Here is a 17,568-nt window from a genome sequence, read left to right on the forward strand (position 1 = left end):
AGTCGTAAGGAGGCAGAGATGAAACGGTTACCCTGGATTACTGCACTTTTGCTGGCGGGGATTGCCCCGGCCGCGCTGGCGGCACCTGATAACTGCGAGCGGATCAAAAGCGATATTCAGCAGCGAATCATCAACAATGGCGTACCGGAAAGCGGCTTTATGCTGAACATCGTGCCGAACGATCAGGCCGATAAACCCGACGCCGAAGTGGTCGGTCATTGCGCCAACGATACCCTTAAAATCCTTTACACCCGCACCAGCAGCGGAAATTACCCGGTAAGCGGAGGTGGCACTCAGGCCCCGGCGCCGCGCGAACCGCAGTAGAGATTATCCCCCGCCCGGGCGGGGGAATCCCCTTTGTTTTGATATACATTAATATTATCTCCCCCTTAATAGGTAACACTGCCACTCCATTAGCCTGATCCTAATCACGGCTTAAAACGTTCATAGATAACGAACATTATGGAGTGAGCCATGTCAGATAATGCGCAAAGCGGCGGGATCAGCCGCCGCACCCTCGTTAAATCTTCTGCCCTCGGATCCCTTGCGCTGGCCGCCGGCGGCTTGTCATTACCCTTTGGATTACGCCCTGCCGCAGCCGCCCTCAAACAGGCCCAACAATCCGGCCAGGATAAAGTGGTCTGGGGTGCTTGTTCGGTTAACTGCGGCAGCCGTTGCGCGCTACGTCTGCACGTGCGGGACGACGAGGTATTCTGGGTCGAAACGGACAATACCGGCGACGATATCTACGGCAACCATCAGGTTCGCGCCTGCCTGCGCGGACGCTCGATCCGGCGGCGAATTAACCATCCTGACCGGCTGAATTATCCTATGAAGCGCGTCGGTAAACGCGGCGAAGGCAAGTTCGAACGCATCAGCTGGGATGAGGCGCTGGATCTGCTCGCCAACAGCCCGCGCGACGTCGTGACTAAATACGGCAACGAAGCGGTCTACATTAATTACAGTTCCGGTATTGTTGGCGGTAACATTACCCGTTCTTCGCCCTATGCCTCTCTGGTAGCGCGTCTGATGAACTGTTACGGCGGTTTTCTCAGCCATTACGGTACTTACAGTACGGCGCAAATCGCCTGTGCGATGCCCTATACCTACGGCAGCAACGACGGCAACAGCACCTCGGATATTGAAAACAGCAAGCTGGTGGTGATGTTCGGTAATAACCCGGCGGAAACGCGCATGAGCGGCGGCGGGATCACTTATTACCTTGAGCAAGCGCGCGAACGCTCGAATGCGCGCATGATCGTCATCGATCCTCGTTACACCGATACGGCTGCCGGACGCGAAGACGAGTGGATCCCCATCCGTCCGGGCACAGACGCCGCGCTGGTGGCCGGTATCGCCTGGGTATTGATCAACGAAAATCTCGTCGATCAACCCTTCCTGGATAAATACTGTGTCGGGTACGACGAAACGACGCTGCCGGAAGGCGCCCCGGCCAACGGCCATTACAAGGCGTATATTCTGGGCCACGGCGAGGATGCCACCGCCAAAACCCCGGAATGGGCCGCAGCTATCACCGGGATCCCCGCCGACCGTATTATCAAGCTGGCGCGGGAGATCGGTACGGCTAAACCTGCCTATATCTGCCAGGGCTGGGGTCCACAGCGCCAGGCTAACGGCGAATTGACCTCTCGCGCCATCGCCATGCTGCCGATCCTCACCGGCAACGTCGGTATTAACGGCGGCAACAGCGGCGCGCGTGAATCGACATACACCATCACCATCGAGCGAATGCCGCTGCCGGAGAATCCGGTCAAAACGCAGATCTCCTGCTTCAGCTGGACCGACGCCATCGCCCGCGGGCCGGAGATGACCGCCACCCGCGACGGGGTGCGCGGCAAAGAGAAGCTCGACGTGCCGATCAAGTTCATCTGGAACTACGCTGGCAACACCATCATCAACCAGCACTCTGACATCAATAAAACCCACGACATTCTGCAGGATGAGCGCAAGTGCGAAATGATTGTGGTGATCGACAACTTCATGACCTCGTCGGCGAAATATGCCGACCTGCTGCTGCCCGATCTGATGACCGTCGAACAGGAAGACATCATTCCCAACGATTACGCGGGGAATATGGGCTATCTGATCTTCCTCCAGCCGGTAACTGCGCCGAAATTCGAACGCAAACCCATCTACTGGATCATGAGCGAAGTGGCGAAACGCCTCGGGCCGGATATCCATCAACGCTTCACCGAAGGCCGCACCCAGGCGGAGTGGTTGCAGTATCTGTACGCCAAAATGGTGGCCAAAGATCCACAACTCCCCTCTTACGAAGCGCTAAAAGAGATGGGCATTTATAAGCGCAAGGACCCTAACGGTCACTTCGTGGCCTATAAGAAATTCCGCGAGGATCCCGAGGCTCATCCGCTTAAAACCCCGTCAGGCAAAATCGAGATCTACTCCAGTCGGCTGGCTGAGATCGCCCGCACCTGGGAGCTGAAGGAGGACGAAACGATCAGCCCGCTGCCGGTGTATGCCTCGACCTTCGAAGGCTGGGATTCGGACGATCGCGGTCAGTTTCCGCTGCAGCTTTTCGGCTTTCACTACAAAGCCCGCACCCACTCCAGCTACGGCAATGTGGACGTGCTGCAGACCGCCTGCCGCCAGGAAGTGTGGCTCAACCCGGTTGATGCGCAGAAACGCGGCATTAAAAACGGCGACATGGTGCGGGTCTTCAACACCCGCGGCGAAGTGCGCATTCCCGCCAAAGTGACCCCGCGGATCATGCCGGGCGTCAGCGCCATGGGCCAGGGGGCGTGGCATCAGGCCGATATGCAGGGTGACCGCGTTGACCACGGTGCCTGCATGAACACCCTGACCACGCACCGTCCGTCGCCGCTGGCGAAGGGCAATCCACAACACACCAATCTGGTGCAAATCGAGAAGGCGTAAGGAGTAGCCGATGACCACTCAGTATGGATTTTTTATTGATTCCAGCCGCTGCACCGGGTGCAAAACCTGCGAGCTGGCGTGCAAGGATTACAAGGACCTCACCCCGGATGTCAGCTTCCGCCGTATCTATGAGTACGCGGGCGGCGACTGGCAGGAGGACAACGGCGTCTGGCACCAGAACGTCTTCGCCTACTATCTGTCCCTCTCCTGCAACCACTGCGAGGACCCGGCCTGCACCAAGGTCTGCCCGAGCGGGGCGATGCACAAGCGCGAAGACGGCTTTGTGGTGGTGGATGAGGATGTCTGCATCGGCTGCCGCTACTGCCACATGGCCTGCCCGTACGGTGCCCCGCAGTACAACGCCGCCAAAGGCCATATGACCAAGTGCGACGGCTGCCATGAGCGGGTGGCGGAGGGCCAGAAGCCGATTTGTGTCGAGTCCTGCCCGCTGCGGGCGCTGGACTTCGGCCCGGTTGAGGAGCTGCGCAAGAAGCACGGCAAACTGGCCGCCGTCGCCCCGCTGCCGTCGGCGCACTTCACGAAGCCGTCTATCGTCATTAAACCCAATGCCAACAGCCGACCCACGGGTGATACCACCGGCTATCTGGCTAATCCGCAGGAGGTGTGAGATGGGAAACGGATGGCATGAATGGCCGCTGGTCATTTTTACCGTACTAGGCCAGTGTGTTGTCGGGGCACTGATTGTGGCGGGCGTCGCCTGGCTGCGGGAGCGCGACCCGATGGCGCGCAACCGGCTGGTGCGCAGCATGTTCTTTTTATGGCTGGTGATGGGCGTGGGCTTTGTCGCCTCGATCCTGCACCTCGGCTCACCGCTGCGCGCCTTTAACTCCCTTAATCGCGTCGGCGCATCCGGCCTGAGCAACGAAATCGCCAGCGGGACGCTGTTCTTCGCCGTCGGCGGCTTCTGGTGGTTAGTGGCCGTGCTCGGCAAAATGCCCGCGGTGCTGGGCAGGATCTGGCTGGTGCTGAGCATGGTGCTGGGGCTGGTCTTTGTCTGGGCGATGACCCGCGTGTATCAGATAGACACGGTGCCTACCTGGCACAATGGCTACACCACCCTGAACTTCTTCCTGACCATGCTGCTCGGCGGTCCGCTGTTCGCCGCCCTGCTGGTGCGGATGGCGAAGGTGCCGTTTCACGCGCATGTAGCAGCAGGCATCGCCGTTGTCGCACTCTTGGTCAGCGCGGCGGCGGTGGTTCTGCAAAGTCACGATCTCGGTTCGATCCACAGCTCCGTCCAGCAGGCCAACGCCCTGGTCCCGGATTATGGTTCCCTACAGGTCTGGCGTATCATGCTGCTTGCGGCCGGTCTGGGCTGCTGGCTGTGCGCGCTGGTGCGTCGTAAAGTGCCTACGCCAGCAGGACTGGCGCTGGGGCTACTGCTGGTGGTGGTCGGGGAGCTTATTGGCCGCGGCGTCTTCTACGGCCTGCATATGACCGTGGGTATGGCGATTGCCGGATAATCTGTGCGCGCGGGGTAACCCGCGCCGTTCAAGGAATGCAGTAATGAATGAAGGTTTTGCGTTTACCGCCCGGGTACTGGGCGCACTGTTTTATTTCGCCCCTGACAGCGAGCAGGCTGCACCGCTGGTGGCGGCATTGACCGGGGGCGACTGGCAGCAGGACTGGCCGCTGCCGTCCGGGCAGTTAGCCCCTGTCGCAGAGATCCTGCGCCAGCCGTCTGACGAAGCGCTCCCGGATGCCTGGCAGCGGCTGTTTATTGGCCCCTGGGCGCTTCCCGCGCCGCCATGGGGATCGGTCTGGCTGGATCGCGAGAGCGTACTGTTTGGCGACTCCACTCTGGCACTGCGCCAGTGGATGCGCGACAACGGTATCGCCTTTGAGATGGCGCAGAATGAGCCGGAAGATCACTTTGGCACCCTGCTGCTGCTGGCCGCATGGCTGGCCGAAACGGGCCGGGATGCGGAGCGGGATCAGCTGCTGGCCTGGCATCTTCTGCCGTGGAGCACGCGTTTTCTTACCCTGTTTGTCGAAAACGCGGGCCACCCGTTCTACCGTGCGCTGGGACAGCTGGCGCAGTTGACGCTGGCAGAGTGGCAATCCACGTTATTGATCCCGGTAGCAGAAAAGCCGCTGTACCGTTAACGAGATGCCTGGCTGCTCACCCCTGGTGGGCAAGCCAGGCTCTCCAGCCACCAAACGCCGTTATCTCCTGCGCCCCCTGCAAACCATACTCTTCGCAGATAAACCCTGTTAACCAGCGCCCGTCCTCCAGCTCCACTTTGCCCAGTCCCAGCGGGGCCGGGATGCCTGCCAGAAACGACCCCACTTCAGTATGGGGCACTTCCCATACCTCAACGGCAATGGCCGCTCCCTGCTCCCGGTCGCGCACCATGCCGGGGCGTTTTCCGTCAGCCAGAGCGTAAAGCCGATAGTGCGGCGCGCTGTGGGTTGCTTCCCGCAGGACGGCTCCCCGCTGGCGTAGCTGGTGGTTGAGCGCCAGCCCGTCCAGATGCGCCCCACAGACCACGACCGACAGGCGATCGTGCGTGGCGGGGGTAGCCGGTGCAGCAGTCTGGATCAGGCGATCGCCGGGTAAGGCCAGGTTCTGGTGACGTTGTAACGCCCCGGCAAGGCTGAGCAGATACTGGTCGGTGAAGGCCCGACCAAACAGCGTCACGCCCGATGGCAGGCCATTCGCCATTACACCCGCAGGCACCGCCACGGCGGCGTAGTCCAGCAGGTTCATGAAGTTGGTGTAAACCCCAAGCTCGGAATTGCGTTTAACCGGCTCCTCCGCCAGCTCTGCCAGCGTCACCGGGCGCGGATAGGTCGGGGTGAGCACACAATCCAGTTCCGCCATGATTTCGTCACACAGGGTTTTGAAATGCTGGAGTTTGTACTGGGCGTCAAACGCCGCCACCGCGTCGGTGCTGGGGGCTTTGCGCAGCACATCGCGGATCACCGGCAATACTGCCTCCGGCTGCTGCTCAATCAGTTTTCCGGCAACGTGATAGCGCTCCGCCACCCACGGGCCGTCGTACAGCAGCGTCGCCGCCGCTAAAAACGGCGCAAAGTCGATGGTCACCGGAACGCCGCCCAGCGCCATGAGTCGCTCACGGGCGCGGTGATACAGCGCTTCGCTCTCCGCGCAGCCGAGGAACTCCAGTTGGTCCGGCACGCCAAAGCGGAAACCTGCCTCAGGCACCCCAAAGGCCTGCGCCCCGTTCCACGCCGGGTTGGCGCGGCTGTAGTCGTCGCGCGGGTCTTTCACCGCCGTCAGGGCCAGCAGCTGACTAGCCTCGTCAGCGGTGGCCGTGAAGAAGGTCACGCAGTCCAGCGTCCGGCAGGCTGGCACCACGCCGGCGGTGGAAATTAACCCTTTGGTGGCTTTCAGCCCGACCAGGTTATTCAGCGCAGCCGGAACACGACCGCTCCCGGCGGTATCCGTGCCGAGGGCAAAGCTCGCCAGCCCCAGCGCTACCGCCAGCGACGACCCGGCGCTGGAGCCACCCGAGGGATAATCCGCATTAACGCTGTTACGACAAAGCCCGTAAGGCGAGCGCGTGCCGTTTAAGCCGGTGGCGAACTGGTCAAGATTGGTTTTACCCAGCGGAATTGCCCCCAGCGCAATCAACTGGCCGACGATGGTCGCATCCTGCCCGGCCCGGTACGCAAACGCCGGGCAGGCTGCGGTGGTCTCGATACCCGCCAGATCGATATTGTCTTTGATGGCAAAAGGCACGCCATAAAGCGGCAACGTCTGCGGCGCCGCACCGTCCAGCGCAGCGAGGTACGGCTCCAGTTCTTCGGAGGTAAGGAGATAAATAAAGGTGTTGAACTCCGGGTTTAACGCCAGCGCCCGCTCGCGCAGTGTAGCGATCACTTCCCGCGGCGTAAAACGGCCATCACGGTAAGCCTGCGTCAGGGCATCAAGCCGTAAATCAAAGGGATGCATCATGCTGTTTTCTCCAGAACCACTACACACTGACCCGCGCGCACCGACGAACCCGGCTGGACACGCACCTGGCTAACCACGCCGTCCTGCGAGGCCAGCAGCGGGATCTCCATCTTCATTGACTCCAGCACCACCAGCACATCGCCCTCGCGTACCGGCTGACCGGGTTCGACATTGACTTGCCACAGGTTGCCGGAAATCGGGCTGTCGATACCTGCCTGTCCTGGCTGGAGCGGTGCATCTTCGCCCTCCTCCGCCAGCACATCGCTGCTGTCGAAATGCGCCTGGCCGTTGGCAATCCAGCGCTCACGCTCGGCGTTAAAAGCCCCCTGTTGATGGGCGCGAAACGCCTCTATGCCCTGGGCTTCGTCAGCCAGGAACTGCTGATACTCGGCCAGTTTCAGGGTGGTGTGCTCGATGCGCAGCGGATAGCGCCCCAGCGGGAAGTCGCGACGGATGGTGATCAACTCCTCAGCAGAGACCGGATAGAAGCGGATCTGGTCGAAGAAGCGCAGCAGCCAGGGCTTGCCACCAAAATCATCGACGGCGTGATAGCGATTCCACATCTGTAACGTCCGGCCGACAAACTGATATCCACCCGGCCCCTCCATGCCATAGACGCACAGATAGGCCCCGCCGATCCCCACCGAGTTTTCCGCCGTCCAGGTACGCGCCGGGTTGTATTTAGTAGTGACCAGACGATGACGCGGATCCAGCGGCGTTGCCACCGGCGCACCGAGATAGACATCCCCCAGTCCCATCACCAGATAGCTGGCGTCAAACACCGTTTTGTAGACTTCATCGACATTCGCCAGATCGTTAATGCGGCGAATAAATTCAAGGTTACTCGGGCACCAGGGGGCATCCCGCCGCACGGTGGTCATGTATTTGTCGATGGCTTTCTGGCAGGCCGGGTCGTCCCAGGAGAGCGGCAGCCAGACGATGCGCGACGGCACATCCAGCGACGCCTGCTCGCAGACGTCATGCCAAATCCCGGCCACGCTATCCAGCAGGCTCGCCAGGCTTAGCGCCTCGGGCTGATAGTGAATTTGCAGCGAGCGAATGCCCGGCGTCAGATCGATAACCCCCTCAAACGCCCGCGCCTCCAGGGCCTGCATCAGGGCGTGGGCGCGAAAACGCAGGACCAGATCCAGCTCAGGATCGCCAATCTCCAGCAGCAGATGGGTATCGCCGGAGAGACGCGCCACCAGCCGTTTATCGCCCTGTCCTTGCTCCAGCACCACTGGTGAGGCCTCTTTCGCTGACTGCCATTCGAGCTGCTGCGGGTGCAGGCTGCGGATCTCCGCCTCCTGCGCCTGGGCCAGACGTCGGGCCGTGGCGATATCTACCGGGACAAAACGCACTTTGTCACCCGCTTTCAACTGCCCGACCGCGTGCAAATCGGCCTCGATGATGGTGACCGGGCAGACAAACCCGCCCAGGCTTGGGCCATCCGGGCCGAGGATCACTGGCATATCGCCGGTAAAATCCACCGCGCCTATGGCATAGGGATTATCGTGGATGTTCGACGGATGCAGCCCCGCCTCGCCGCCGCTGTCCCGTACCCACTCAGGTTTCGGGCCGATCAGGCGCACGCCGGTGCGGCTGGAGTTGAAATGCACTTCCCAGTCGGTAGCGAAGAACGTCTGCATGTAGTCAGGGGTGAAATATTCCGGCGCACCGTGCGGTCCAGAGATCACCCGCAGCTCCCGCACCGCCGCCAGGCGGGTGCGCAAGGCCTGCGGCAGCGCCTGCTCCGGGCACGGCGAGGTTAACGGCGAAATGTGCAGGATGTCGCCGGTACGCAACGCGCGTCCGGCGTGACCGCCAAACTGCCCGAGGGTAAAGGTACTTTTGCTGCCGAGATAATCCGGCACGTTAAACCCGCCGCGCAGGCACAGATAGCTGCGCACGCCAGCGTCAGCAATATCGCCCATCCTCAGCGTCATGCCGCGACGCACATGAATAATCCGGTTGTTTTCCAGCGGCTCGCCGTCCAGGCTAAGGTCAATCTCGGCCCCGGTCACCACCAATTGGGCATCGCAGTTGAATTTAAGCGTTGGGCCGCTAAGGGTGATCTCCAGCGCCGCGGCGCGGTCGTCATTGCCCAAGAGACGGTTGCCGAGACGCAGCGCCCGGCTGTCCATCGGCCCGGAAGGTGGCACCCCCACCGCCCAGTAGCCCGTGCGCCCCGGGTAGTCCTGCACTGTGGTTTGTGTTCCGGCGCTCAGCACCTCAAGGGTGAAGGCCTGATACTCCAGCCCTTCCAGACAGCGGGTCCAGGGTTCGCCGCAGGCGAATGGCGTAAAGGTCAAAATCTGCTGCAGATAGCTGCGGTTCGTCTCCACGCCGTACAGGCGGGTATCACCCAACGCGGCGTGCAGGGCATCGATGGCCGCGTCGCGCGTGGGTCGCCAGGCGATGATTTTCGCCAGCATCGGGTCAAAAAATGGCGGGACTTCGCAGCCGGACTCTACCCAGGTGTCGATGCGCAGGGTACGGCGGTCATCCGCCGGGAACACCACCTCGGTGAGCAGACCCGGAGAAGGCTGGAACTGACGACCCGGATCTTCGGCATAGACCCGCGCCTGAATGGCATGTCCCGACGGGGTGAGGCTTTCAGCCAGGGCGGCCAGCGGAGGCAGCGTTCCGGCCGCCAGCTCTATCATCCAGCGCACCAGGTCCACGCCCCACACCTGCTCGGTAACGCCATGCTCCACCTGCAGACGGGTATTGACCTCAAGGAAATAGAAGCGAGCGGCGTCGCTGTCATAGACAAACTCTACCGTGCCCGCGCTGCGGTAGTTAATCGCCTTGCCCAGGGTGATCGCGGCCGCACAGAGCGCATCGGCCATCCCCTCCGGCAGGTTGGGCGCGGGCGTCTCTTCCAGCACTTTCTGGTTACGGCGCTGTACCGAGCAGTCGCGCACACCGAGGGCGATCACCTCCCCCTTGCCGTCGCCAAACAGCTGGACTTCCAGATGCCGCGCCCGCTCGATGTACTTCTCAATAAAGACGCCCGCATCGCTGAAGTTATTTTTGCCCAGCCGTACCACCGCATCGAAGGCATCCACCAGTTCCGCGGGGGTATAACACACGCGCATTCCGATCCCGCCACCGCCCGCGGTGCTTTTCAGCATCACCGGGTAACCCACCTGCTCTGCCGCCTGCTGCGCCTCGTTCACATCCGCCAGCAGTTCAGTGCCTTCCAGCATCGGCACGCCGTGGGCTTTGGCCAGTGCCCGGGCGGTATGTTTCAGGCCAAACAGGCGCAGTTGCTCCGGCGTAGGTCCGACGAAGGCAATACCGGCTTGCTCGCAGGCCTCGGCAAAGGCGGCGTTTTCCGACAGAAAGCCGTAGCCCGGATGGATGGCCTGGGCACCGCTGGCTTTTGCGGCGGCGATAATGTTGTCGCTGACCAGATAGGTGTTCGCCGCCGGGCCGTCGCCCAGGCTCAGGGCCTCGTCGGCCTCGCGAATATGCAGGCTGCTGATATCCGCCTCGGAATAGACCGCCACGCTGCCAATGTTCATGGCGCGCAGCGTGCGCAGAATGCGGCAGGCAATCGCCCCGCGGTTGGCAATCAGGAGTTTTGTCAACATAGTTCAGACTCAATCGTGGCGGGTCGTCCCGCCGAAAATTGGCTCACCGCATGGTCGTCCACGGGGAAAAACGGTTACGGCAGGATGCGTCCGGCGCGGACTTCAAACAGGCGATACAACGCCTGACGCAGGCGCTGCCAGCGGGTGGGCGTCAGTTCCATACCAGTACCTCCGCAGGCGTCGGGTTCCAGCCGTTGCAGGGGTTGTTCAGCTGCGGGCAGTTGGAGATCAGCACGATGACGTTGCACTCTGCGCGCAGCTCGACATATTTCCCCGGCGCGGAGATGCCGTCGGCAAAGGTCAGCCCGCCCTGCGGGGTCACCGGCACATTCATAAAGAAGTTGATGTTGGCGCCGATATCGCGTTTGTGGAGGCGACCATCGTGCAGACAAGCGCAGAGGAAGTTGTCCCGGCAGCTGTGCATATGACGTTTGTCGAGGGCATAGCGGACGGTATTGCTCTCCTGAGCGCAGGCTCCGCCGAGGGTATCGTGACGTCCACAGGTGTCGGCCACCAGGGTCAGCAGCGGATTGCCGAGGTTGGAGTAGAGCACGCTCCCGCTGGTGAGATAGGCATTATTCTGGCGGCGCAGCGTGCGCTGTGCATCGTAGCGTTCGCGCGGGTTATCGGCGTTATAAAACAGGGTATCCACCGCCTGGTTGCCCTCCAGATCGAGCAGGCGCAGGGTCTGGCCTTTTTTCACTTCGAACAGGTAAGGCTCGCCCGCCGGGATCACATGGCGGAAGATCGCATCCTGGGGCTGTTTTTCGCTGACAATGGTCATAGTACGGTTCCTTACAGGGCGAAAAGTTGCGTGTTGGTGATGGCGCGGCTGTTTTCCGGGCGCGTGAGGAGTGCGTTAATGGCCGCCTCTTCGTCCCCGGCCTGCCGCCAGCTCAGCTGTACCGGGCGCGGGGCATACTCGGTGGAGGGGTCCATCGGATGCTGCAAGGCGGTCATCACGATCAGGGTGTCCATCGGGGCAAACAGCTCCACGTAGCTTCCCGGCCGGGAATGGTCGCGGTGGAAGCTGAACTGCCCCTGATCATCTACGGTGACTTTGCTGAAGAAGTTCACCACCATCAGCAGATCTTCGAGGTTGAGATCCCATTTACCCATCTCTACCAGCAAATTGTCGGTGCCGTTCCGGTAGAAGCCGTTGCGCAGTTCCTGATAACGTCCCTGACCATATTTTTCCGTGACTTCAGCGGCATTAAGCACGCCGCCAAAGGGATCGTGCCAGCCAGAGGTGTCGGCGATAATGCCCGCCAGCACGCGGCCCATATCCGAGTAAAAACAGTGCCCGGCGGTCAGGCGCGCAGTGTGCTGGCCTTTCAGGGTGTCCGGCAGGTTCAGGCGTTCGCTCTTCTCGTGCGGGTTAAGCATCATCAGGCTGACGTTCGCCCCGCCGTCGATGTCGGTCATCCGCAGGATTTGCCCGCGCTTAAGCACAAAGGAGAGGTGGCCGCCGCCCGGCAGGGTCTCTTCGCGTAATGTTGTCGTGTTCACAGGGTTATCCTCTTAATGCATACACGTTGTCGGGAGCCGTTCCGCTCAGGCTGGAAAGCCGTGTCTCGTTGAGAGGAATGTCGTAGGTGATGCGCGCGCCGTAGGCATTCGGGGCCTGCGGATCGAGGCGCACCTTATCGAACACCAGCAAACGGGTGCCGAGGTTGAAGCCTTCGGAAAGATCGTGGGTGACCATAAAGACCGTCATGCGGGTTTCGCCCCACAGCTGCAGCAGCAGCGCATGCATGTCTTTGCGGATGCCGGGATCCAGTGCCCCAAATGGCTCATCCAGCAGCAGGACGCGCGGCTGCATGATGAAGGCCTGGGCGATGGCTAAACGTTGCTGCATCCCGCCGGAAAGTTGGGCGGGATATTTTTGCAGGGCATGGCCCAGCCCCACCTTCTCCAGCATTTCAGCCGCCCGTTCACGCGCGGCGCGTTTTTTCGCGACAAACAGCCGTCCGAACAGCGGGGATTGCGGCAGTTCGATGCCAATGGCAACGTTATCCAGCACGCTGAGGTGCGGAAAGACGGAATAGCGCTGGAACACCACGCCCCGGCGGCTGTCCGGCTCGGCGGTAAGCGGTTTGCCGTCCAGGGTGATTGTGCCCCTGCTCGGCTTTTCCTGGCCGAGCAGCAGGCGCAGAAAGGTCGATTTCCCGCAGCCGGAGGCGCCGACCATTGAGCAGAACTCCCCCTCGTTGATCTGCAGATTCAGGCGCTCCAGCACCACATGGTCGCCGTACTCCTGCCAGATATTGTTGATGGTGATAAAACTCATGCTTTCCCTCCTTCTGCCCACGGGAAGCAGGATTTGTGCAGCTGGCGCAAGGCCAGATCCATCAGCCACGCCAGCAGCGTGATCCACAGGACATAGGGGATGATGACGTCCATCGCCATATAGCGGCGGACGAGGAAGATGCGGTAGCCCAGCCCGGCGGTGGAAGAGATGGCCTCCGCCGAGATGAGGAATAACCAGGCCGAACCAAGCAGCAGACGCAGCGAAGTCAGCAGACGCGACAGCAGCTGCGGCAGTACCACCCGCAGCACCAGCGTCCAGCTGTTGGCGCCCAGGGTCTGGGCTTTGATCAGGATCTCCGGCGGGATTTCGCAGGCGCGATGCTCCAGATCCCGGGCCAGCATCGGGGTGATGCCAATCACAATCAGCATAATTTTGGACAGCTCATCCAGCCCGAAGACGATAAACAGCACCGGTAAAATCGCCAGCGGCGGAACCATCGACAGCACCGTCATCAGCGGCGAGAGCGACGCGCGCCACAGGGGGAACACCCCGGCGGTGACGCCAATGCACAGGCCAATGAGCGACGCGATCCCAAGCCCCACCAGCAGACGGGCCAGGCTTACCAGCGTATCGACCCAGAACAGATACTCCCCGCTGCGTTTATCCGGGGTAAAGGCCATCCGCGAGATCGCATCCAGCATCTGTTGCAGGCCGGGCAGCAGCTTGTCCTGGGGGTTAGCCTCGAGGCGTACCGCCGAACCAAAAAAGTAGGCGGCCAGCAGCAGGACAAAGGGCAGTATCACCAGCATCAGCCGCATGCCCGGACCAGGATGGCGATTAATGTGTCGCATGGAGACTCCGTCAGTCATCACAGCTGGCCCGCGGCGGCCATTTTCACGAAGCTGTCGTCAAAACGCAGTTTGACGTTGTTGGCATCGCCCTGAGTGACGTTGCCCGGGAAGCTCATACCGATAAAATCGGCACTCTGCGCGCCCTCACCCAGCAGCCCTTTATCGAAAGAGAAGGCTGCTACACGCTGCATGGTTTTCGCCAGATCCGCAGAGGTGACAAAGGCAATGTTGTCCTGCGGGGTGTAGAACAGGTGGGTGGTTTTCAGCTGTGCCTGATAGCCGGTGAGATCGGTGCCGGACGCCGCCGCCATGGCATTCAGAGCGTTAGCATCCTGGGCTTTCATCAGCCCCATCATCTCGTACCATGCGCCGGTCAGTGCTTTGCCGAGCGCCGGGTTGTCCTTCAGGGTTTCGCTGTTAACCACCATCATGTCGATCAGCTCGCCCGGCACCTGCGAGGAGCTGAACACCTCGGTGGTTTTCGGCGTGCCTTTGATCACCGATAGCTGGGGGTTCCAGGCCACGGCGGCCTGCACATTTTGGGTGGCGAAGGCCGAGACGATATCCGCATCCGAGGTATTCACCACGGTGACGTCTTTCTCCGCCAGCCCGGCTTTTTCCAGCCCGCGCACCAGCAGATAGTGCGAGACGGACAGCTCCGGCAGGTAAATTTTCATCCCTTTCAGGTCGGTGAGGGTTTTGCCCTCGCCTTTCATCACGACGCCGTCGTTGCCTTCTGAGTAGCTGCCGAGGATCAGCGCCGTGGTATCCACCCCACCCGCCGCCGGAATGGTCAGCGCATCCATGTTGGTCATGGTGCAGCCATCAAACTGGCCCGCGGTGTACTGGTTGATGGATTCGATGTAATCGTTGAGCTGTACAACATTGATTTTGATGCCGTACTTGTCGGCCCATTTATCAATGATCTTGTTGGTGCTGATGGTGCCCCAGGGCATCCAGCCTGCGTAGATGGTCCAGCAGACGTTGAACTCTTTTTTGACGGCGGCAAAGGTGGGGAGACTGACCAGCATCGCCAGCGACAGTACAAGAGAGCGGAGTAATGGCGTTTTCTTCATGCTTGACCTCTGAGTGGCACAAAATAAGGGGGCAGCGCGACACCTTCTGGTGCTGCTGTCTCCCGGGCTTTTGTCCCGCCGTGTAACCTCTCAGAGGTCGCCAGCTCTTGGACCAGCCATTCACCAACGTGAACCGGAACCCTAGCCAGCTATTTTTATATTGTGTGATGCACTGCCCTTCGCTTGTCGTTATTGCAAGGGGTATGCCAGGAATTTTTTTCGTTTCTTATCAGGATGTTGTTGAATTGTGTGCAACGCGTTTCACTGTTTTGGGGAACCTGCGCGGGGAGAGTGCACTGTGGTGGTGCTGGAGGAATGGGGCGACAGCGCGTTGTTTAAGAACGTCTCGAGAAGAGCCTGATGCGCGAAAGTAAAGGGCCGCGTTATGCCGCAAGCGAACATTGATGCTTCAGGCAATGGTCTGGCTAAAGCGTAATAACCATCCACTGGATTTCCTCTAACAGGCCGTCGTTTCTCCCGTTTTATAGTGATACCTGGACTTTATCGTCCGTTGGGATCCACATCGTTTTGGGCACAATTTGTAAGCTTTTTCATGAGATGGAATGAAAGCCCCCGCAATAAAGCTGCATTTTTGTCAGGAAGTTTTGATCTGTCCAGACCCGATAAGCCGCCAGATTGCGGTGGGTTATCTCTGCGGGTGATACCTCGCAAAATGCAGTCAATTTTTCGTCAAAGAGGTTTATGCCTTACATCGCCTCTTCTAAAAATTCAATAAACGCCCTGACCTTTGAATTAAGTGCTGAACGTTCAGTAACACACGCAAAAAAATCCATCGGCAGGGATTCAATGGTGCTCTCACTGTGACCTGACCAGTACACAGGCCTTAGCTGACCGGCGTCTATCAATGGCTGTGCGACAAAACTTGCCAGACGGGCAATGCCGCCCCCGTTCACGGCTATTTTGGCGATGATATCAATATCATCGCTGATAAAGCTGGGGTTGAGTTTCGCATTGACGAGCTGTCCGTTGACCATAAAAGACCATGGCAGAAATCGTCTGTCGGTTGGATAGCGGAAAACCACGCAGTCGTGCTGGCTGAGGTCTTCAGGTATCTGAGGCGTGCCTGCACGGTCAAGGTAAGCGGGCGCCGCGCAGAATATAAAGGGTAACGATGCAATTTTTCTGGCAATCAGTTGATCATTCAGTTGTGCCTCGATGCGGATACTGACATCGACCCCTTCCAGGTGATGACTGACGTTGCGATCGGTACTGATCAGTTCAATATCTATATCGGGAAAAGACGCTTTGAAGGCTGGCATGAGTGGAGCCAGAACGTATCGGCCAAACGCGGCCGTCGTCGCGATACAAAGTGGCCCCTTCGGTTTGGTTACGTGTGCGGCAGCCTGCGAGGCGAGTTCAACATCATCGGGAATGTGACGAACTTTCTCGAAATACCGTTTACCATTTTCAGTTAACGTCATGCTGCGGGTGGTGCGCGACAGCAGTCGTACGCCCAGATGCCCTTCAAGACGAGAAAGGCTCTGGCTAACGGCTGCCGGACTCATCCCTTTAGCGCGTGCCGCCGCTGCAATACTGCCATTCTCCACCACGCGGATAAACGTACTGATGAGGCCTAAAACGTCCATAGCATCCTTAATACCGAATTCGTCACTTTTGTTTAACAATGATTAAAGCATAAGTGCTCTACAACAGGCTTCATAAGCTTGTTAAGTTAGCCGCAGTTTCGTTAACCTTTGTTTAACAGGATATCCCGATGACTGATGCTACTGCAAAAAAAACCCTGCGAACCCGCCTTCCTGTGCGCTCGGCACCCTACATATTTGCTCTTTATATGGCGACAATCATGGCGTTCCTGATGAGTCTGGTTATTACTTTTGCTGAATTCGGAATGGGCCCCCATTACATGGCAAATGTGATGAATGCTTACCAGGTTGCTATGCCAGCGGCTTTCTTTTGCATACTTGTTGTCCGGCCTGTTGTTATCCGACTCGTCGGATTGACCGTTCAGGGTCACTGAGGCATTCAGCGCACGTATTACAGGCGTCGAATAAGATCGGCCCCGCTTTTTCATTAAGGCAGAACTATGTAACACATAATCACGAAGAATGGGGTAGGCCATACCAGCGTCCTACCTGATTCCGTTAAGAATACTTATTCCTGTTCTTAGTTATTCTTCCACCGTGGTTATTCTTCCAATTTCATTAACTATCCCCTCCTTGCATTGCATGAGTTCTTTCCGATAAAAGGCTTCATGTTTATGGAAACGTGCCGCCGGAACTAATAATGAGATAGAAAAGCGACCCAAAAGTGTGTCCAGCGCTACAGCTATCGTGCAGACGCCTTCAAGAGTTTCACCCAGATCTATAGCTAGCCCATTGGCACGAACATCGGCGATCAGCTCCTGAAGCTGTGGAAAAGTTTTAACTGTCATTCCGGTGAGATCTTCATAGGCGTCGCCTACCAGTATGCGGACATCTTCATCACTTTCCATAGCCAGTAACACACGGCCGCCGGAAGTGCTGTAGAGCGGCAAATTAAGTCCAATACGAGGTACAACACGTAATTCACGTGATGCGACGACGTAGTGGATGATGGCCAGTTGGGTACCACTGGCACGTGCAAGGGTCACTGTTTCATTAACATTGGCCGAAAGTTGCTCCAGGAAGGGACGTACAAGATCCACTACATCACTGTGCACACTGGAAATAAGTTTGAGTAGTGCAGGTCCCAGACGCAGGCCACCGGCCCCACTGCTACGCACAAGTTGAGCGCTATCTAAAGCCGCGACAATACGCTGCACCGTTGAACGAGGGAGAGCAACCTCCTGCGCAATTTCCCCCAGACTCATGCCGCCAGGGTGTTTACCCAGCACATTCAAAATTGCAGCTGCACGGGCGATAACCTGAATCCCGCCGGGTTTTTCATCCTCAAAGCTTGAAGCATTAACGGCCAT

General features: G+C 59.3%; 15 protein-coding genes and 1 riboswitch. Of the genes, 6 read left to right on the forward strand and 9 right to left on the reverse strand.

Annotated features, from left to right (window positions below):
• The first annotated feature begins 18 nt into the window (after positions 1-18).
• The 5 genes from ACF8PE_RS00575 to dmsD all read left to right on the forward strand — a co-directional run bounded on the left by ACF8PE_RS00575 (position 19) and on the right by dmsD (position 5,040).
• The gene (locus ACF8PE_RS00575; RefSeq protein WP_032617956.1) at positions 19-324 is read left to right on the forward strand and encodes a DUF1161 domain-containing protein; all 306 of its coding nucleotides are present in this window, start codon (positions 19-21) and stop codon (positions 322-324) included.
• Between the two features lie 150 nt (positions 325-474).
• Positions 475-2,913 (forward strand): selenate/tellurate reductase subunit YnfE, encoded by a 2,439-nt coding sequence (gene ynfE / locus ACF8PE_RS00580; RefSeq protein WP_392494238.1) that lies wholly within the window; start codon positions 475-477, stop codon positions 2,911-2,913.
• A 10-nt stretch (positions 2,914-2,923) separates the two neighbouring features.
• Positions 2,924-3,541: a DMSO/selenate family reductase complex B subunit gene (locus ACF8PE_RS00585; protein WP_392494240.1), complete on the forward strand. Its 618-nt coding sequence runs from the start codon at positions 2,924-2,926 to the stop codon at positions 3,539-3,541.
• Position 3,542: 1 nt separating this feature from the next.
• Positions 3,543-4,397 carry a dimethyl sulfoxide reductase anchor subunit family protein gene (locus tag ACF8PE_RS00590; RefSeq protein WP_336994633.1) on the forward strand — a complete coding sequence of 285 codons (855 nt, stop codon included), beginning with the start codon at positions 3,543-3,545 and terminating at the stop codon, positions 4,395-4,397.
• A 43-nt stretch (positions 4,398-4,440) separates the two neighbouring features.
• Complete coding sequence (gene dmsD / locus ACF8PE_RS00595; protein WP_032617944.1) at positions 4,441-5,040, forward strand: Tat proofreading chaperone DmsD; 600 nt, start codon at positions 4,441-4,443, stop codon at positions 5,038-5,040.
• A 16-nt stretch (positions 5,041-5,056) separates the two neighbouring features.
• Here the strand turns inward: dmsD and atzF are convergent, their stop codons facing one another.
• The 8 genes from atzF to ACF8PE_RS00635 form a co-directional block, all read right to left on the reverse strand.
• Entirely contained in the window at positions 5,057-6,856 is a 1,800-nt protein-coding gene (gene atzF, locus ACF8PE_RS00600) for an allophanate hydrolase (protein ID WP_392494242.1), read from the reverse strand.
• Complete coding sequence (gene uca / locus ACF8PE_RS00605) at positions 6,853-10,455, reverse strand: urea carboxylase (RefSeq protein WP_392494244.1); 3,603 nt, start codon at positions 10,453-10,455, stop codon at positions 6,853-6,855. The genes atzF and uca overlap by 4 nt, the downstream gene beginning before the upstream one ends.
• 151 nt (positions 10,456-10,606) lie before the next feature.
• A complete protein-coding gene (locus ACF8PE_RS00610; RefSeq protein WP_117386573.1) occupies positions 10,607-11,239 on the reverse strand; it encodes an urea amidolyase associated protein UAAP2 in 633 nt (210 codons plus the stop codon).
• 11 nt (positions 11,240-11,250) lie between these two features.
• Positions 11,251-11,964, reverse strand: coding sequence for an urea amidolyase associated protein UAAP1 (locus ACF8PE_RS00615; protein ID WP_032617940.1), 714 nt, complete (start codon positions 11,962-11,964; stop codon positions 11,251-11,253).
• Between the two features lie 4 nt (positions 11,965-11,968).
• Positions 11,969-12,745, reverse strand: a complete 777-nt coding sequence (locus ACF8PE_RS00620; protein ID WP_392494246.1) for an ABC transporter ATP-binding protein — start codon at positions 12,743-12,745, stop codon at positions 11,969-11,971.
• The gene (locus ACF8PE_RS00625) at positions 12,742-13,557 is read right to left on the reverse strand and encodes an ABC transporter permease (RefSeq protein ID WP_032617938.1); all 816 of its coding nucleotides are present in this window, start codon (positions 13,555-13,557) and stop codon (positions 12,742-12,744) included. Before ACF8PE_RS00625 ends, ACF8PE_RS00620 begins: the two co-directional genes overlap by 4 nt.
• Positions 13,558-13,574: 17 nt before the next feature.
• The gene (locus ACF8PE_RS00630) at positions 13,575-14,633 is read right to left on the reverse strand and encodes a putative urea ABC transporter substrate-binding protein (RefSeq protein WP_077227409.1); all 1,059 of its coding nucleotides are present in this window, start codon (positions 14,631-14,633) and stop codon (positions 13,575-13,577) included.
• 57 nt (positions 14,634-14,690) lie between these two features.
• Positions 14,691-14,789: riboswitch (guanidine-I (ykkC/yxkD leader) on the reverse strand.
• 551 nt (positions 14,790-15,340) lie between these two features.
• On the reverse strand, positions 15,341-16,240 hold the full coding sequence (locus ACF8PE_RS00635) for a LysR family transcriptional regulator (RefSeq protein WP_392494248.1): 900 nt from the start codon (positions 16,238-16,240) through the stop codon (positions 15,341-15,343).
• A gap of 128 nt (positions 16,241-16,368) precedes the next feature.
• On the opposite strand from ACF8PE_RS00635, the gene ACF8PE_RS00640 reads away from it, so the two are divergent.
• Entirely contained in the window at positions 16,369-16,632 is a 264-nt protein-coding gene (locus ACF8PE_RS00640) for a DUF2798 domain-containing protein (RefSeq protein ID WP_130588911.1), read from the forward strand.
• Between the two features lie 150 nt (positions 16,633-16,782).
• On the opposite strand, the gene ACF8PE_RS00645 is transcribed toward ACF8PE_RS00640, so the two are convergent.
• Positions 16,783-17,568, reverse strand: a complete 786-nt coding sequence (locus ACF8PE_RS00645) for an IclR family transcriptional regulator (RefSeq protein WP_032617934.1) — start codon at positions 17,566-17,568, stop codon at positions 16,783-16,785.

The sequence above is a fragment of the Leclercia sp. GLN_9 genome (assembly GCF_043105735.1).
GTDB classification, from domain to species: domain Bacteria; phylum Pseudomonadota; class Gammaproteobacteria; order Enterobacterales; family Enterobacteriaceae; genus Enterobacter; species Enterobacter adecarboxylatus.

Excerpts from the sequence above, each read along its gene's own strand:
- ACF8PE_RS00575 (WP_032617956.1), top strand. The coding sequence starts at position 19 with ATGAAACGGTTACCCTGGATTACTGCACTTTTGCTGGCGGGGATTGCC.
- ynfE (WP_392494238.1), top strand. The coding sequence starts at position 475 with ATGTCAGATAATGCGCAAAGCGGCGGGATCAGCCGCCGCACCCTCGTT.
- ACF8PE_RS00585 (WP_392494240.1), top strand. The coding sequence starts at position 2,924 with ATGACCACTCAGTATGGATTTTTTATTGATTCCAGCCGCTGCACCGGG.
- ACF8PE_RS00590 (WP_336994633.1), top strand. The coding sequence starts at position 3,543 with ATGGGAAACGGATGGCATGAATGGCCGCTGGTCATTTTTACCGTACTA.
- dmsD (WP_032617944.1), top strand. The coding sequence starts at position 4,441 with ATGAATGAAGGTTTTGCGTTTACCGCCCGGGTACTGGGCGCACTGTTT.
- atzF (WP_392494242.1), bottom strand. The coding sequence starts at position 6,856 with ATGATGCATCCCTTTGATTTACGGCTTGATGCCCTGACGCAGGCTTAC.
- uca (WP_392494244.1), bottom strand. The coding sequence starts at position 10,455 with ATGTTGACAAAACTCCTGATTGCCAACCGCGGGGCGATTGCCTGCCGC.
- ACF8PE_RS00610 (WP_117386573.1), bottom strand. The coding sequence starts at position 11,239 with ATGACCATTGTCAGCGAAAAACAGCCCCAGGATGCGATCTTCCGCCAT.
- ACF8PE_RS00620 (WP_392494246.1), bottom strand. The coding sequence starts at position 12,745 with ATGAGTTTTATCACCATCAACAATATCTGGCAGGAGTACGGCGACCAT.
- ACF8PE_RS00625 (WP_032617938.1), bottom strand. The coding sequence starts at position 13,557 with ATGCGACACATTAATCGCCATCCTGGTCCGGGCATGCGGCTGATGCTG.
- ACF8PE_RS00630 (WP_077227409.1), bottom strand. The coding sequence starts at position 14,633 with ATGAAGAAAACGCCATTACTCCGCTCTCTTGTACTGTCGCTGGCGATG.
- ACF8PE_RS00635 (WP_392494248.1), bottom strand. The coding sequence starts at position 16,240 with ATGGACGTTTTAGGCCTCATCAGTACGTTTATCCGCGTGGTGGAGAAT.
- ACF8PE_RS00640 (WP_130588911.1), top strand. The coding sequence starts at position 16,369 with ATGACTGATGCTACTGCAAAAAAAACCCTGCGAACCCGCCTTCCTGTG.
- ACF8PE_RS00645 (WP_032617934.1), bottom strand. The coding sequence starts at position 17,568 with ATGGCCGTTAATGCTTCAAGCTTTGAGGATGAAAAACCCGGCGGGATT.